This window comes from Fictibacillus sp. BK138, from assembly GCF_004216955.1.
GTDB lineage: Bacteria > Bacillota > Bacilli > Bacillales > Fictibacillaceae > Fictibacillus.
In genome coordinates, this window is sequence record NZ_SGXL01000001.1 from 2,524,111 (window position 1) to 2,539,350 (window position 15,240).

Below are 15,240 nucleotides of genomic sequence, written 5' to 3' on the forward strand. Positions count from 1 at the left end.
AGATGAAGATCCCTTAATTTTCGAGGGATCTCTTTTTTAACAAGAAAAATGAGTGAGTACTCACTTGACAAGATTCTGTCCTCTCACATATGCTGAAAATAGAAAATGAGTGATTACTCACTTTTATATTCTGATTTAAAAAGGAGGTTCTCCACATGACATCTGTTATAGACGTTTTCGATGTCTCAAAGAACTATGGTTCACAGCACGTGCTTGAAAATATCTCATTAAACGTTAAAAGAAACGAGATCTACGGATTGCTTGGTCCGTCCGGTGCCGGGAAAACGACTCTCGTTAAAATGATCGCCGGAATCGAAACTCCAACAAATGGCCGTATTAAAGTACTAGACACAGACATGCCTAATCTTCATAACATGACCCGCATTGGTTTTATGGCTCAATCTGACGCTCTTTATGTTGAATTGAGCGGCAAAGAAAATCTGGAGTTTTTTGCTTCGATTTATGGTTTGAAAGGACAGAAGCAAAAAGAACGAATCGAACACGCTGCTTCTCTAGTGAACCTGACTGATTATCTAAAAAGACCTGTTCACCAATACTCTGGAGGAATGAAAAGGCGCCTTTCGTTAGCGGCCGCTCTTCTTCATGAGCCCGAGATCTTAATTTTAGATGAACCTACTGTAGGGATTGACCCTGTTCTCCGTCAATCGATCTGGAACGAGCTTTACAAACTAAGTGACGCTGGGACGACGATACTCGTCACCACACACGTGATGGATGAAGCGGAGAAATGCGGCCAGCTTGGCATGCTTCGAGACGGAAGATTAATCGCTTCAGGTTCTCCTCAGCAGCTGAAGGAATCCACAGCCAGTGCAACGATTGAAGATGCATTCCTTTATTACGGAGGTGTCCGCAATGAGAACTAGAGCTTTAGTTAAACGGATCATCCGCCAGTTCATTCGGGATAAACGAACGCTTGCCATGATGTTCCTGGCGCCATTACTCATCTTAACGCTTGTGAACCTTGTTTTTTCTGGGAATGATTATGACCCTGAGATCGCTGTAATAAGCAGCCAGGAACAGATGGCTTCACAACTTGAGAAAGCAGATAAGTCTTTTACAATCTATGAAAATAAAACACTGGCAGCAGAAGACTTAGAAAATGAAAAACTGGATGCAATACTTGAGATAAACCCGCCTACAACAAAGATCACACTGGAAGGCAGCAATCCGACAGCTAACAAAGCGGTTATGATGACCGTGGAAAAAACGCTGAAGTCATTGACTCCGAAAAACAACCAGCAAACCTCTATGGAAACAGAGGTCACTTACCTGCACGGATCGGCTGATATGGAATCCTTCGACTACATCGGACCGTTCCTCATTGGATTCTTTATATTCTTTTTTGTATTCCTGATCGCAGGCGTTTCATTCTTGCGCGAAAGAACGACAGGTACGCTGGAACGGTTGCTTGCTACACCGATGCGCCGATGGGAAATGGTTGCGGGATATGTATTAGGTTTCGGAATTTTCACCATCATTCAATCGGCAATCATCGTTTCGTTCTCGATCTATGTTCTCGATATCATGATGGCCGGTTCCATCTGGTTTGTTATCTTGATCACACTTATGCTTGCAGTGACTGCTCTTTCACTTGGAACACTGCTGTCAGCATTTGCAAAAAACGAGCTGCAGATGATTCAGTTCATACCGCTTGTGGTCGTTCCGCAAGTATTTTTCTCAGGACTCTTTAACATCGAAACGATGGCCGACTGGCTCCAGCCGTTGAGCTATCTCATGCCTTTGACTTATGGCGGCCAAGCGATTCGCGACGTCATGATCCAAGGTGGAGGATGGCCAGAGATCTATGATGAAGTTCTCGTACTCGCAGGCTTTTCGCTGCTCTTTATGATATTGAACGTTTTAGCGTTAAAGAAACACAGAAAGCTGTAACCGTTTGTCCATGGATGAAAATGTGTCTATAATAAAAGAAACGCACGTTTAAAGGAGAAACACTCATGTCCGACCAAGAATGGATAAAAGAGCTGATGCATGACACCGAAGACACTGTCATTAGTGAAAAGCAGCAAAAAATATTAGCAGCGGCGATCGATACTTTTTCAGAAAAAGGATATGCTGCGTCTTCCACAAGTGAGATCGCAAAAAAAGCAGGGGTCGCTGAAGGTACGATCTTCCGCCACTACAAGACAAAAAAGGAACTTCTTTTAGCGATTGTTACTCCGACAATGGCAAAGTTCGCAGCTCCTTTCTTTATAAAAACATTTGCCAAAGAAGTTTTTGAGAAGGAATATGAGCATTACGAGGATTTCTTAAGGATGGTCGCGAAAAATCGTCTGGAGTTCGTAAAAAAACATTTCTCAGTTTTGAAAATTTTCATCCAAGAGATTGCGTTTCACGACGAGCTTCGGGAACCTTATCAAAAGCTTTTTACCGAGCACGTTTACGGAAAGTTCAAGAAGATCATCGAACACTTTCAGGAAAAGGGAGAAATCCTCGACCTGCCTCCTGAAACCATCATCCGCATGTCAGCTTCAGGCATCATCGGATACATTCTTCCCCGCTTCCTTCTTTTTCCCAATCAAGAGTGGGATGATGACAAAGAGATCGAGCACATCGTTGAATTTGTGATGTACGGATTAAGCGGAAAACGATAAAAGTTCAAAAAGAAACCCGCCCCTTTATTGGAGCGGGTTTTGCTTATCTAATATCACGTGTTCATTGGTAACGATCGTTGTGCTGATCGGTGTATAGTAAGACAGGTTCACAGCGTTATCACCGATTGTAGGAGACAATGCTATTGCGGAAGGACCAAGCAAAAAGTAGCCGCAAATGAATACGAGCAAAAGTCCTTTTTTCATACGCTCACCTCCTCAGCACATTTTTAGACAGAAAAAAGAACCTTGAGACTTCCTCTCTGGTTCCCTTATTTGGTTGCTATGAAATTTCCCTTTTTCCTTAAATCTCAAGCATGATTTTTTCTACCAATCGGTTTGAATGTGTTCTTTTCTTTTAGGAGGATGACAAAAAGGGAGACGGCAAGAAGCAAAAGGATGACGCCTGTACCTAGAAAACTATTCGCGTAAGTTGGGATATCCGCTGTCGGCACTCTATCACTGATTTCCATTCCTAAGAAATAAACGCCGATGCCATCTCCGTCTATGCTTTCAGCTCCTATCGCCCTTAAGGATAGGCCTTTCGTCAACAAAAGGACGCCTATGAAAGAGAAAACAAGACCGATCGCCCATCTCATTTTTATACCTCCTCATAAAAAGAAGCACGCATTTTTTTAAATGACGGACTTAATTCACTCCATACATCATACTTGTTTCCATCAGGATCACTGAAAACAAAATTCTCCCCCGCATGACCGCGGTCTTCAATTTCACCAGTCTGAATACCTAGACTCTTAAATTCATTATGCAATTTGTAAAGCGTGTCGATTCCGTCGACTTCAAATGTCAAACTAAACCTTTGATTACCCTTGTAATCTGTGAAGTTGGAACTCTCGTTTTGCTCAGCTCTCACAAGAAAAAAACTTTGATCAGCTAGATTCATAATCACTTTATCTTCATCCTGGTAGTTGATTTCAGCTCCAAGATTTTCAGCGTACCATCTCGCCGAAACGTTAGGATCTTGAACAGGTACATACGTGGTACCTACTCGGACTAGTTTTTCTTTCATTTAATTTTCCTCCTCTACTAAACGATAAATACAATCACAGCTGCCCAAATGATCAGCATCCCATAAAGAACACCACATCCTGCAAGAAAGTGAATCTTCTTTTGTAAAAATCCGATGCTCTCTGTAAACTTTCGGACAACAATACTTAAAGCAATAACAAGAAAGCCTATGAGCCAAGGAGACCAATTCTCTTGAAGAAATATAAAAAACAAGATGGGTAAAAACAAAATATAATAAACGATCGTTCCGAGTTTCATAGGTGTCCTCCCTTGTTTACTTTTACAATTCTTTATTCTGGAAGAAAAATCCTTCATGAACATAAAGGTATCGGCAGGTTTGGAAGAGAAAATTTATGGAGAGGAGGTTATGACATGATTCTGACTGAAAACAAACACTTTGAGCTTCATCAAGTAAAAGAAGGTATTTATGCAGCGATTGCTAAGGATGGCGGCGGTGCCGTTGGAAATGCAGGTTTCATAGATTTAGGTGACAAAACGGTCGTATTTGACACTTTCAATACACAGCAAGCAGCACTGGAATTAAAGAAGTGTGCAGAAGAGATGACAAATAAGCCCGTTTCATGGGTTGTGAACAGCCATTATCATGGAGATCACATTCGCGGAAATCAGATTTTCCACTCCAGCAACCTGATATCAAGTGAGTTAACCTACAGAAAAGCAAAGGACATTCAACCTGAACGTATTAAGGGACAGAAGCAAGATATCGCTGGATTAGAGAATTACATACAAACGTTACAAAGCGAATATAACGAGACAAAAGAGCAAAAAACACTCACACAGATTCATTTTTTAAAGGAGATCTTATCGTCTTTACCAACATTAACGCTAACTCTCCCTTCTAGCACGTTCCTTGAGGCTTTTACTATTCATGGTACTGAACGGACAGCACGGCTTTTTACAAGAGGTGCTGGTCATTCCCCTTGTGACACGTTTTTATATCTACCAGAAGATGAGGTCATCTTTATGGGAGATTTATTATTTGTCAAAACACATCCTTCGTTCTTTGATGAATCCGATCTGGATAACTGGATGCACACGCTGCAAGAATTGAGTACCTGGAATATTCAAACAGCCATACCCGGTCATGGTCCGTTAGGTACAAAATCAGATTTTTATCAAATTATTCAATACATAAAAGACGTTAAGACAATCGCTGAGAATGCGGAAGATGCGGCTGTCATAAACATCCCCTCTTCCTATGAAGATTGGGCTTTAAAAGAACTTTTTGAAAAAAACCTAAAACAACTAGCACATATGCAAAAAAACAAAATGGAGGCCTCTTCTATACATGATTAAAGCAAAAAGCATTACCCCAGTCCTTCGAATATTTGACGTAGAGAAAGCAAAAGAATTTTATTTAGACTTTTTGGAGTTTCACCTCGACTGGGAGCACCGGTATGAAGAAGATTATCCTTTATATATGCAAGTGTCATCAGGTTCTTGCCAACTGCATCTCTCCGAACATTATGGGGATTCCAGCCCGGGGATCAAAATCCGGATACAAGTGGATGGAATTGAAGAACTGCACCAAAGAATTAGTTCGAAAAAATACAAGTTTGCGAGACCTGGTTTAGAAAGCGCTCATGGCCACCTGGAAATCAGGATTGGAGACCCGTTCGGAAATAACCTTTGTTTCTACGAGCCTCAACAGAGGTAGGCTTTTTATGAGAGATACGGAGCACTAAGCTTCATCCTGCTTCATTTATATAATGAAGATGTCCCTTCTGATTATTTTCAGAAGGGATTCTTCCATTTTCAGCAAGTAATTAAGGTGATTTCACAAAAAACGAAGCAAGTCAGGTTGCCCCAGCGAAAAGAGCCCTAATTAGGAGCAGTTTCGGGTGCCGAAACGGTTTCAAAGCGATACCTAACTGGGTATAGGAGGCTATCCAACAGGTCGAATCCAGAAAAAAGCGGCATCAATCCAGAACTTTTGGCAGTTTATCCACGAGATTTACCCCTCAATCCAAAAGTTTTAGCAGTTTATCCACGAGTTTACAATCCTCGACAAATCCCGCACGCGATAATACCCTCGCACCACATTACTGAACCACAAAAAAGCCCTCCACCCTAGGTCTTGGGCTGAAAGGCTTTCAAATGATGTTCAGCTATTACTTAAGGCTCTCTTCGCCAGTGCACTAATCACCATATCGTCCATCGGCGGGTTATGAAGACCAGCACGTACATCGCGGTAATGACGCTGCAACGGACTGGACATCGCTAAACTTCTTGCTCCTACAATCCGCATAGCAAGATCAACAACTTTTGCAGCCGAGTTTGTTGCCACATGCTTAACGGCCATTAGTGAAGGTCCCATTCCCATCCTGGATTCTGGCTCATTCACCCATTTTGCAGCGGTTGTATATAAGAGCTCTCGGGCTTTAAATAGTTCGAGTTCCATTTCACCGATCTTGCGTTGTACTTCTGGAACCTCAGCAATCGCTCCTGGCAAACTATTCGGCTTATAGCTTTTTGCGAAATTAACGGCTTCATTTCTCGCCGCTACTGCTACCCCAAGGTAACAGGCAGGGATATGAAGCAGCCATGCTTTTGGAAGATCCAGTTTTCCTCGTTCTTCTTCAACAAGAGCATCACCGTTTACGGTTACATCCTTCATCACGAGGTCATCGCTTCGCGTACCCCGCATGGCTACCGTATCCCACGTCTCTTCTATCGTAACTCCATCCTGCTTCATATCAATCAAGAAGTTACCTTTTTTCCCCGTATCCCCGATTTGGGCAGAAACAATGGCATAATCTAGCGCTGGTGCCATTGATGTAAAAGTCTTCGTGCCATTGATCACCCAGTCTTCACCTTGCATCACCGCTTTTGTTTGCGGCATCCCGCCGCGCGTTGGACTGCCAGTGGCAGGTTCAGATGCCGCACGATTCACAAGAGCCTGATCTACCACCACTTTTTCACAAAAGGAACGGAACTTCTCTTCGTTCCACGTCCGCTCTTCTGCTAGTTCCAGAAAACAGCCAAGATGCCATCCCAGGCATAATGCTGTTGCTGCATCTCCTGCTGCAATTCTTTCTTGTAAGAGAACAAACTCATACAGACTCAACCCTTCTCCGCCAAACTCTTTCGGAATCGTTAACGAAAGATAACCAGCCTCTTTAAGCTCCTTAACGTTCTCAAACGGAAAACTGCCTTCGCGGTCATGTTTATCAGCTCGCTCTGCAAACTTTTCCGCCAAACCATCTATTTTCTTAAACCAATTTTGCTGCGTTTCATTTTTGATATATGCATCGTATAAATAGCTCACAAAACGACAATCCCTTCCTAACAAATCAGAATACTACGTTTTAAAATATAGTGTATGCCTTTTACATAAAAGTCGGCAAGGTATATGACCCATAATTCCCCTTTGACATCTTCCTGACACATCCCTTCTTTATACTTTTAATGAAATAGTCCTTATATGTTAGATAATACAAGCCTCATTTTTACTTTTAAAAAATGTTCAAATTTATTTTTGTATTTCTTTCTCCTGACATTGTGCTGACATCTTCACTGGTTACATTAAATGTACAAGGTTCGAACCTTCGAAAAACTACCCTAACCATCCAGGAGGAAATCAATCAATGAAAAAATCAGTAATCGGTTTTACGATCGCAGGCGCACTATTAGCTGGAGGCTATGCAACTACTTCCCTTGCAGCAGAAAACGATCAGAAGACTACAACAGAAACTTCCCCGAAAAAATGGGAGATGAAGATGAAAGGGCACGGTCATTTTGGAGGCGGATTCTTCAAAAGAAACACAGAAGATTTACTTGAAAAAGCAAAAGAGCTTAACATCAGTACGACCGGTAAAGGTGCAGAAACGCTGATGAAAGAGATCCGAACAGAGCAGATCAAAAAGGAAGCCAAGGAATTAGGAATTAAGACTTCAGGAAAAAGCATCGAGACATTGGCTGAAGAAGTCCAGCTGGCAAAGCTACAGAAGAAGGCTAAGAATCTAGGAATCTCTACAAAGGATAAAAACGCTGCAGAACTGCACGAAGCGATTCACTTAGCACAATTGAAAAAAGAAGCTAAAGAACTTGGTGTTTCAACTGATGGAAAAGATGCTGAAACATTGAGACAAGATATCAGACAAGCTTCTCTTATCAAAAAAGCAAAGGAACTCAGCATCTCAACAGATGGAAAAGACCTTCAAACCCTTCAACAGGAAGTGATGACTACATCGATCCAAAAAGAAGCGAAAGAATTAGGGATTTCGACAGACGGTAAGGAAATGAGAGAACTGGCTCATGAAGTGATGACCGCAAAAGTTAAAGCAGAAGCCAAAAAACTAAACATTACGATTGACGGAAAAGCGATTCCTGAAATTGCGATGGAGGTTCAAGAGAAAAAAGTACAGAACCTCGCTAAAGAGCTTGGCATCTCCACAAAAGACAAATCAACACGTGAATTAATTGAAGCGATTAAAGAAAAAGATGCGGATAAGCTTGAAGCTTTGCGTGGCGATGACTTTTTTCCAATCGGCAAAGGCGGATTTGGACCAGGCGGGCATCATGGTAAAGGAAAGCATCATGATGGCGGAAAACGATTTGGTTCAGACGCTCCTTCTGGCGGTAAAGTTCAGCCTCAATTGAACGAAGAAAACCCAGCGGAAATCGGAAATGACATTTAAAGTTTCACACGGTCCCCAGTCTATAAAACTGGGGATTTTTCAAGTATAGTAAAGGTAACAGGAGGTGCTGCCATGAAAAGGATTTTATTAGTAGAAGATGAAGAAACCATCTCAAGAGTTTTGACCGTTTACTTAAAACATGAAGGCTATGAAGTGCTTCAGGCATTTGATGGACAACAAGCATTAACCTATTTTGTTGACCAATCTCCTAATCTTGTTTTATTAGATGTGATGCTCCCAGGTCGGGATGGATGGAGTATTTTACAAGAAATCAGGCAGAACAGTTCATGCCCTGTTATCATGCTAACTGCCCTTGGAGACATCGATTACCGGTTAAAAGGATTGAACCAAGGCGCAGACGATTACATAACAAAGCCCTTCATTGGTGAAGAAGTTATTGCAAGAGTTAATGCAGTATTGCGGCGCGCTGCAAATGTTTTAGAGACAGAGAATATAAAACAATTTGGATCACTTAACCTTAATATGGATTCTCATGTTGTCAAAATAAATGGTGAACCTGTTGTTCTTACACCGAAAGATCTTTCCCTGCTCTTCTTTTTAGCAGGAAGACCAAACCGGACATTTACTAGGGACAACTTAATTGAGCAAGTTTGGGGACTGGATTATGACGGCAGTGAGCGCGCTGTCGATCTGGCGATTAAACGAATCAGACAAGCATTGGCCTCATGGCCGGCTTCACAAGGAGAAATACGTACACTTAGAGGATTGGGGTATCAATTCTGTGTCTATGAAAAATAAGAATCGAACAACATTGTTACGATATTGGACAACGAGATATTTGTTTACCCTTTTCATCGGTCTTCTGGTCCTTGGCGTTTTTACCTTGTGGTGGATCAGAAATACCACCCTTGAAAACCGGTTAACCCTCATGGAATATATAGCAGCTGAAACGGCAGACCGAATCGCATCATCGGACAGAAATAAAGACTACAACCTTTTTAACAAAAAACTTGATGACAGAGCGAAAGTCCTTCAAATGGACAGACCACCAGAGTTTTTCATTACAGATATGGATGGCAATGTCTTAAATTCAAAACCTCTTCATAAAGGACTCATGCAAAAAGAACATCAATTTCATAATCTCCAGAAGATCCCTTCTGACGTTTTAGAAAATGAAAAAATCGTACAAAAATTACAACTAAATGAAACACGTGTATATGCAGTTAAAAAGCCGATTGTCTATGATGATAATCAAGCTGGCTGGGTTTTTGTTATGCAAAACGCCTCAGAATTAACAGATGTTGAGCAAGAATACCGATTGCCAATCATCTTACTTCTTGGTTTGGGATTGCTAGGATGGATCGTCATTTATCTATTGACTAAGAAAATCTTAAAACCAATTCACAACGTGGCATTTGCTGCTTCCCAAATCAGAGATGGCAACTACGATATCCATTTAAACACGGATGATGCAAAGGAAAAAGAAATTCATGAATTATTATTATCTTTTGAAGAGATGACGACCCGGCTGACTCAGCTCGAAGCTCTTAGAGCAGAATTGCTGGCAGGCGTTACGCATGACTTGAAAACACCTGTTACTTCTATAAGCGGCCTCGTTCAGGCTGTAAAAGATGGGATTGTTTCTGGAAATGAGCGCGATGAATTTTTGGAGATTACATTGAAAGAAATTCACCGATTACAAAGAATGATTGAGGATCTCCTCGATTACAACTCCCTTTCAGCCGGAGCGTTTTCTATCAGAACAGAAGAAACAAACATGAATGAACTTCTGAGAGAAATGGTGCATCATTGGAAAATCACGTTGAATGAGGATTTTGATATCAAGTTAGTTGTTCCCGAAACCATTGTATATAGAGAAACAGACCCTCTTCGATTACAACAGATCTTGATCAACCTTTTAAATAATGCTTATCAATCTCTTGGTGAAAATGGATCAATTACAATAACACTATTAGAAAAATCAATCGAAGTTCAAGATACAGGAGCAGGCATTCGTGAGGAAGAACAGCCATATATCTTCGAGCGTTTCTTCCGCGGCGAAAAGAAAAAGTTAAAAGTTAGAGGGCTTGGACTAGGACTACCATTTAGCAGAATGCTCGCAAAAGCTTTGGGTGCAGACCTCATTATGAAGTCAAGTTCATCACGAGGAACGACATTTTCAATCGTTTGGAAAAAATAAACTAAAAGAGTTTACAGGAACACCTGTTCGTGTTATTCTGATTATAGGTTAGATATTCCAACGCCTAACCTCCCCACCAGCGAGACCGGCCATCCCAGCCGGTCATTTTTTCTAATAAAAAAAGGCTCTGCAACCAACTAAGTCTGCAGAAACCTTTCCATACTTTTATCTAAAATCCATCCGCTGCCTTTTCATCCATAGCCAAACTCCTGCTATGAGATGAATAGCAACCACAACAAACACTGCACCATATCTTTCCGTAATCCAGCCTACAAACCAAACTAACGGCAATGTTAATAACAAGTTCACTAGCATTAACACCCACGATGTTCTGGCAACAGCCACGATAAAAAGAACGATAGGCAATATCATAAAAAACCAAAATAGAATGCTTTGAAATAATGCCATAACTTCCCCTCCGCCTTTCATTATATAAGGGGTTCGTTACTTTCACCAGCTTTACACTGGTACTTTTTCTTTCAAGTCCATATCAGTTGTTTCATCTGTTTCTTCAACATCATATTTAGGCAATGTGAACATATAGAACAATCCAACAATGAACAACGCTCCACCAACTACCCAGAATAGCGATTCAACCGACAAGAATTTTGGGAAGAACGCCGCGATCAACGCAAGGGTGACCGTATGTGAGAGCATATTAATCGGTGTGATCGCACCTTGGACACGTCCCATCATTTTCGGGTCTACGATTTTCGGCAGCCATCCCCCTAAACCAATGTTTACAAGCGGGATACTGAAGCCCATTAGAGCGGTAAAAATAAAGAAAACCCAAATGTTTGCTGCTAAAGCACAACAACCAATTGCTATTCCGCTTGTAAAAAGACCAATAATAATCGCAGTTGAAAGCTTTATCTTCTTAGCAAGCATCGAACAAATCACACTTCCAGCCAGAACTGACACACCAAACACGACACCCATCCACATCATCATCTGCTCATAATTGTCAGGAGCCAGTTTGTATTTCATGATAAAAGCTGGCATGACCGATAATCCGCCATTGACTACACCGAACAAGAAAAAACCAAAAATTAAAGACATCAGCAATTTCGAGTTCTTTATATAAGCGAAACCTGCACCGAAGTCTTTCCATACCATCCCGATATTAATATCTTTGAACTTATGTTTCCCGTTCGGCAAACGAACTTCTTCATTCACTTTCATGCTCATGATCAATAACGCGGAAACCACATATGTAACCAGGTCAAAAGCGATAGCTCCCTGAATACCAACAGTCCAATAAATAAAGATCGCCAGCATGTTTCCAAAAAGCATGAACATACTTCCAACCATCTGATTCAAACCTGCTGCAATCGCATACTCATCTTTTGATAAGATTCCTTGCACCATGGCTTGGTCTGCTGGGAAGAAGAACTTGCCGACGGCACTTCTCAAAAATAGAATCGCAAAGATTAACGGCATCCAATCCAGCCAGATTGCCCCCATCAATGCCAAACATAGAACCGCACAAATCCAGTCACAATATAAAGCGATCTTCTGGCGGTCCATCCTGTCGGCGAGTACACCCACAATAAAAAAGACTGCTAATGTAGGCAGTGAATACATTAACTCAGCCAGCGTTGCATAAAATGGCTGTTCTCCAAACTTATCTAATAAATAAAACATGAATGCTGTAACACCGATGATGTTTCCCATCATCGAAGTAAATCCAGCTAAAAAAAGCTTGCTGAAGTTTTTGTTCTGAAATATCTTCAGAAAATCCTTCATTTTAAAACCCCCAATTTTGTATGCAACAATGTTCTACTACCATTTTCTCCCTAATTCCATCTTTTGTAAATGTTTTTTTAGGTTGAACTTTCCGCATTATGACGATACTCTAGACAGAGAGCAAAATAGAGAGGATACTAACATGATTCATTTATTTTCACACAACGATTTAGACGGTAAATCGTGCGGCTACCTCGCACAGCTAGCTTTTGGAGACAACTGCAAGATTTCTTATTGTTCACATGGAACGATTAACGACCGAGTGGAACAGCTTCTGGATAATCCAAAAGAAAGAAAAACAGAAATTATTATTACGGATATCGCAGTAAACGAAGAATTAATGATGCGACTGGACGAACGTTCCAATGCTGGTGGGAAAGTTAAACTGATCGACCACCATGCTACAGCACTTCACTTTAACGGATTTGACTGGGGACATGTTCAAGTTCGCTATGACGATGATCGCCTGACTTGTGCAACTTCCCTTTTCTATGAATATTTATTGGAGAACGGCAAGCTGAAAGACACAGGCGCTCTAAAAGAATATGTAGAGTTAGTCAGACTTTATGACACATGGGAATGGTTTGATCAAAAGGTCGAAGCGAAACGTCTAAACGACTTATTCTTCATCCTTCCGCCTGATAAGTTTGAAGAACGAATCATGGAACGCCTAAAAGGTGATTCGTTCGAGTTCTCAGAAACGGAAACAACGATTCTTGATCTAGAAGAAGAAAACATCGCTGATTACATCAAGAAAAAGCAGCGTCAAATGGTTGAGATCTGGGATACTTGGTCACTAGGTGAAGGATCTGAGGAGAAGACTTACAAGATCGGTATTATTCATGCTGAACGTTATCATTCAGAGCTCGGCAACGAGATCAACCGTGAGAATCCTCACTTAGATCTCATTGTAATTTTGAACATCGCAAACAAACGAATTGGACTCCGTACCATTCATGAAGAAGTCGATTGTTCGATCTATGCGAAGCAGTATGGAGGTGGCGGACACCCTAAAGCATCTGGCGGAACGATCACACCAGAAGCTTTTGAGAAGTTTGTGGTAGCAGCTTTTCAGGAACAGGCGCGCAGAATTGACGCTCCGAAGAACGAACACAATGTGAAGGGAAACCCTGACGGAACGATGTACGTGAATAAATATCAGGAAGTTTCAAAGATCTACTCTGACGATAATGAAACTTGGCTGATCACACATAAAACACATCCAGTCGAAGAAACATTTGATAGTTTTCAAGCAGCTGAAAATCATGTTAAACGCCACTTTGAAGGCTGGCTGATGCGGGATGATGAAGTAAATAACAATTAACACACAGACTGGCTCAGAAAGGTTGTCACTGCAACCAAAATGAGCCAGTTTTTTTGATTTTAAACACATGATTAAACGGAAACTAGGTATCCTAATGACGTAATAAAAATATTAGGAGGAATTTATATGCCTAACCAAAATCAAAACCAAAATCAAATGCAAAACGGAACTCAAATGCCGCAAAATATGATGGCAAATCAAGCTATAAATAAAAACCATGGCGGCCACGAGCTGTTTGATGCGCATGAAATCATTGCCGGCATCATCAGCATGCTTGATCAGTATCAAATGTATGATCAGCATATTAAAGACCCGATCTTAAAAGATATTAATCACCGCCAGGCTGCATTTGTCACCCAAATGTACAATACGATCGTTGATTGCTTCAGCACAGGGCAAGATCCGAAAGTTCCGACTCAGCAATACAAAATGAACCAGGATAACAATATTGTTTATGGCATTAAGCCAGGAGCTCCGAAAAAGCCAAATCAATCTGTGAACGACCTTTCAGACAAAGGATTGTCTGCTTACATGCTAGGAAACACAAAATCATTAGCTACGCTTTTAGCCATGACAGCACTTGAGATGACAAATCCTGTATTACGCCGTGTTGTCGCAGATAGTGTTCCAAACTTTATTGAGATGAGCTATGAGATCTTTTTATATCAAAATAAACATGGCTATTATCAGGTTCCGCAATTAAACGATCAAGATATGACGGCGATGCTTCAAAGTTATGCACAAGCTCCACAGCAAAACAATCCTGGGAATATGCCTCATTAAAAATGGCTTACTTTGAAACAGCAGATGGCGTTTCTTTATCTTACCGTGTTAAAGGAGACGGGGTGCCCATCATCTTTATCCACCCTCCACTCCTTACATCTGAAAATTTCACTTATCAGGAAGATGAATTATCAAAAATATATAAGGTAATCACTTTTGATATTAGAGGCCACGGTAGAAGTTATTATTCAAGTTCCCCTCTTACGTATCCACTAATTGTAGAGGATATTAAACAGCTCCTGGATTACCTGGGTATTGAAAAAGCCTATGTGTGTGGATATTCGACCGGTGGTTCTATTGTTTTGGAATTTTTACTTGCACTGCCAAGTAGAGCTCTAGGTGGAGTTATCATTTGCGGTATGTCTGAAGCGCATGGTGTCTTAAAAGATAAAATAGAGCTGGGAAGATCTCTAGCTGCTCAAGATGCCGTACCCCTTATTGCATTATCTGTTTCCAAAACAAACTCAAATAACAACGAGATGTTTCGACTGCTATTTACATCGTCTATGAAGGGGAATGCCATAAATATCGAGCAGTATTATGCTTATAGTGCAGAATACAATTGCACAAATCAGCTCTCGAACATTGATTTGCCAGTTCTTCTCGTTTACGGGAAGAAAGACAGGCAGTTTCATCCATATGCCAAGATACTGAATCGGAAATTGCAATACAATGAATTAAAAATCGTTGATAATGTAAAGCACCAGATACCAACCAAAGCTGCTGATGAGCTGAATCAGTATATGAAAGGATTTATCATGAGCTTAACAGCAAATTAAAAGAACTTTCCGCTCGGAAAGTTCTTACTTTTTATTCAATCCTACCTGTATGGTTAATGGTAAGGTCCACATTGAAGTTAACTATAACATCGGGATACAAAGCTTCCCATTCTTTTAATTTTAAATC

At 41.0% G+C, this 15,240-nt stretch carries 18 protein-coding genes; 11 read left to right on the top strand and 7 right to left on the bottom strand.

Annotated elements, in window-relative coordinates; all coding sequences use genetic code 11:
* The first annotated feature begins 155 nt into the window (after positions 1-155).
* The 3 genes from EV282_RS12540 (at position 156) to EV282_RS12550 (ending at position 2,633) form a co-directional block, all read left to right on the top strand.
* Complete coding sequence (locus EV282_RS12540) at positions 156-884, top strand: ABC transporter ATP-binding protein (protein ID WP_130296128.1); 729 nt, start codon at positions 156-158, stop codon at positions 882-884.
* Positions 874-1,911: an ABC transporter permease gene (locus EV282_RS12545; protein WP_130296129.1), complete on the top strand. Its 1,038-nt coding sequence runs from the start codon at positions 874-876 to the stop codon at positions 1,909-1,911. The genes EV282_RS12540 and EV282_RS12545 overlap by 11 nt, the downstream gene beginning before the upstream one ends.
* A gap of 65 nt (positions 1,912-1,976) precedes the next feature.
* Positions 1,977-2,633 (top strand): TetR/AcrR family transcriptional regulator, encoded by a 657-nt coding sequence (locus EV282_RS12550; RefSeq protein ID WP_130296130.1) that lies wholly within the window; start codon positions 1,977-1,979, stop codon positions 2,631-2,633.
* Between the two features lie 24 nt (positions 2,634-2,657).
* Here the strand turns inward: EV282_RS12550 and EV282_RS12555 are convergent, their stop codons facing one another.
* The 4 genes from EV282_RS12555 to EV282_RS12570 all read right to left on the bottom strand — a co-directional run bounded on the left by EV282_RS12555 (position 2,658) and on the right by EV282_RS12570 (position 3,917).
* Positions 2,658-2,837 carry a hypothetical protein gene (locus EV282_RS12555; protein WP_130296131.1) on the bottom strand — a complete coding sequence of 60 codons (180 nt, stop codon included), beginning with the start codon at positions 2,835-2,837 and terminating at the stop codon, positions 2,658-2,660.
* Between the two features lie 104 nt (positions 2,838-2,941).
* Entirely contained in the window at positions 2,942-3,229 is a 288-nt protein-coding gene (locus EV282_RS12560; protein ID WP_130296132.1) for a hypothetical protein, read from the bottom strand.
* Positions 3,230-3,231: 2 nt separating this feature from the next.
* A complete protein-coding gene (locus EV282_RS12565) occupies positions 3,232-3,660 on the bottom strand; it encodes a VOC family protein (RefSeq protein ID WP_130296133.1) in 429 nt (142 codons plus the stop codon).
* A gap of 17 nt (positions 3,661-3,677) precedes the next feature.
* Positions 3,678-3,917, bottom strand: coding sequence for a hypothetical protein (locus tag EV282_RS12570; protein WP_130296134.1), 240 nt, complete (start codon positions 3,915-3,917; stop codon positions 3,678-3,680).
* Between the two features lie 114 nt (positions 3,918-4,031).
* Here EV282_RS12570 and EV282_RS12575 point away from each other — a divergent pair, with 114 nt between their 5' ends.
* Complete coding sequence (locus EV282_RS12575) at positions 4,032-4,976, top strand: MBL fold metallo-hydrolase (RefSeq protein WP_130296135.1); 945 nt, start codon at positions 4,032-4,034, stop codon at positions 4,974-4,976.
* Positions 4,969-5,337 (top strand): glyoxalase superfamily protein, encoded by a 369-nt coding sequence (locus tag EV282_RS12580; RefSeq protein WP_130296136.1) that lies wholly within the window; start codon positions 4,969-4,971, stop codon positions 5,335-5,337. The genes EV282_RS12575 and EV282_RS12580 overlap by 8 nt, the downstream gene beginning before the upstream one ends.
* Before the next feature lie 447 nt (positions 5,338-5,784).
* On the opposite strand, the gene EV282_RS12585 is transcribed toward EV282_RS12580, so the two are convergent.
* Positions 5,785-6,948 carry an acyl-CoA dehydrogenase family protein gene (locus EV282_RS12585; protein WP_130296137.1) on the bottom strand — a complete coding sequence of 388 codons (1,164 nt, stop codon included), beginning with the start codon at positions 6,946-6,948 and terminating at the stop codon, positions 5,785-5,787.
* Positions 6,949-7,267: 319 nt separating this feature from the next.
* Between EV282_RS12585 and EV282_RS12590 the strand changes: the two genes are divergently transcribed.
* From EV282_RS12590 to EV282_RS12600, 3 genes are all read left to right on the top strand, one after another.
* On the top strand, positions 7,268-8,320 hold the full coding sequence (locus EV282_RS12590; RefSeq protein ID WP_130296138.1) for a hypothetical protein: 1,053 nt from the start codon (positions 7,268-7,270) through the stop codon (positions 8,318-8,320).
* A gap of 72 nt (positions 8,321-8,392) precedes the next feature.
* Entirely contained in the window at positions 8,393-9,079 is a 687-nt protein-coding gene (locus EV282_RS12595) for a response regulator transcription factor (RefSeq protein WP_130296139.1), read from the top strand.
* Positions 9,069-10,481, top strand: coding sequence for a sensor histidine kinase (locus tag EV282_RS12600; protein WP_242611922.1), 1,413 nt, complete (start codon positions 9,069-9,071; stop codon positions 10,479-10,481). Before EV282_RS12595 ends, EV282_RS12600 begins: the two co-directional genes overlap by 11 nt.
* Before the next feature lie 165 nt (positions 10,482-10,646).
* On the opposite strand, the gene EV282_RS12605 is transcribed toward EV282_RS12600, so the two are convergent.
* Positions 10,647-10,889: a hypothetical protein gene (locus tag EV282_RS12605; protein ID WP_130296141.1), complete on the bottom strand. Its 243-nt coding sequence runs from the start codon at positions 10,887-10,889 to the stop codon at positions 10,647-10,649.
* 51 nt (positions 10,890-10,940) lie between these two features.
* The gene (locus EV282_RS12610) at positions 10,941-12,227 is read right to left on the bottom strand and encodes an MFS transporter (RefSeq protein WP_130296142.1); all 1,287 of its coding nucleotides are present in this window, start codon (positions 12,225-12,227) and stop codon (positions 10,941-10,943) included.
* A 142-nt stretch (positions 12,228-12,369) separates the two neighbouring features.
* Here EV282_RS12610 and EV282_RS12615 point away from each other — a divergent pair, with 142 nt between their 5' ends.
* From EV282_RS12615 to EV282_RS12625, 3 genes are all read left to right on the top strand, one after another.
* Positions 12,370-13,551: a DHH family phosphoesterase gene (locus EV282_RS12615; protein ID WP_130296143.1), complete on the top strand. Its 1,182-nt coding sequence runs from the start codon at positions 12,370-12,372 to the stop codon at positions 13,549-13,551.
* A gap of 126 nt (positions 13,552-13,677) precedes the next feature.
* Positions 13,678-14,334, top strand: a complete 657-nt coding sequence (locus tag EV282_RS12620; protein WP_130296144.1) for a spore coat protein — start codon at positions 13,678-13,680, stop codon at positions 14,332-14,334.
* 2 nt (positions 14,335-14,336) lie between these two features.
* Complete coding sequence (locus EV282_RS12625; RefSeq protein ID WP_130296145.1) at positions 14,337-15,113, top strand: alpha/beta fold hydrolase; 777 nt, start codon at positions 14,337-14,339, stop codon at positions 15,111-15,113.
* The last annotated feature ends 127 nt before the right edge of the window (positions 15,114-15,240 follow it).

Excerpts from the sequence above, each read along its gene's own strand:
- EV282_RS12605 (WP_130296141.1), bottom strand. The coding sequence starts at position 10,889 with ATGGCATTATTTCAAAGCATTCTATTTTGGTTTTTTATGATATTGCCT.
- EV282_RS12600 (WP_242611922.1), top strand. The coding sequence starts at position 9,069 with ATGAAAAATAAGAATCGAACAACATTGTTACGATATTGGACAACGAGA.
- EV282_RS12615 (WP_130296143.1), top strand. The coding sequence starts at position 12,370 with ATGATTCATTTATTTTCACACAACGATTTAGACGGTAAATCGTGCGGC.
- EV282_RS12625 (WP_130296145.1), top strand. The coding sequence starts at position 14,337 with ATGGCTTACTTTGAAACAGCAGATGGCGTTTCTTTATCTTACCGTGTT.
- EV282_RS12540 (WP_130296128.1), top strand. The coding sequence starts at position 156 with ATGACATCTGTTATAGACGTTTTCGATGTCTCAAAGAACTATGGTTCA.
- EV282_RS12560 (WP_130296132.1), bottom strand. The coding sequence starts at position 3,229 with ATGAGATGGGCGATCGGTCTTGTTTTCTCTTTCATAGGCGTCCTTTTG.
- EV282_RS12620 (WP_130296144.1), top strand. The coding sequence starts at position 13,678 with ATGCCTAACCAAAATCAAAACCAAAATCAAATGCAAAACGGAACTCAA.
- EV282_RS12575 (WP_130296135.1), top strand. The coding sequence starts at position 4,032 with ATGATTCTGACTGAAAACAAACACTTTGAGCTTCATCAAGTAAAAGAA.
- EV282_RS12555 (WP_130296131.1), bottom strand. The coding sequence starts at position 2,837 with ATGAAAAAAGGACTTTTGCTCGTATTCATTTGCGGCTACTTTTTGCTT.
- EV282_RS12550 (WP_130296130.1), top strand. The coding sequence starts at position 1,977 with ATGTCCGACCAAGAATGGATAAAAGAGCTGATGCATGACACCGAAGAC.
- EV282_RS12590 (WP_130296138.1), top strand. The coding sequence starts at position 7,268 with ATGAAAAAATCAGTAATCGGTTTTACGATCGCAGGCGCACTATTAGCT.
- EV282_RS12595 (WP_130296139.1), top strand. The coding sequence starts at position 8,393 with ATGAAAAGGATTTTATTAGTAGAAGATGAAGAAACCATCTCAAGAGTT.
- EV282_RS12545 (WP_130296129.1), top strand. The coding sequence starts at position 874 with ATGAGAACTAGAGCTTTAGTTAAACGGATCATCCGCCAGTTCATTCGG.
- EV282_RS12580 (WP_130296136.1), top strand. The coding sequence starts at position 4,969 with ATGATTAAAGCAAAAAGCATTACCCCAGTCCTTCGAATATTTGACGTA.
- EV282_RS12570 (WP_130296134.1), bottom strand. The coding sequence starts at position 3,917 with ATGAAACTCGGAACGATCGTTTATTATATTTTGTTTTTACCCATCTTG.
- EV282_RS12610 (WP_130296142.1), bottom strand. The coding sequence starts at position 12,227 with ATGAAGGATTTTCTGAAGATATTTCAGAACAAAAACTTCAGCAAGCTT.
- EV282_RS12565 (WP_130296133.1), bottom strand. The coding sequence starts at position 3,660 with ATGAAAGAAAAACTAGTCCGAGTAGGTACCACGTATGTACCTGTTCAA.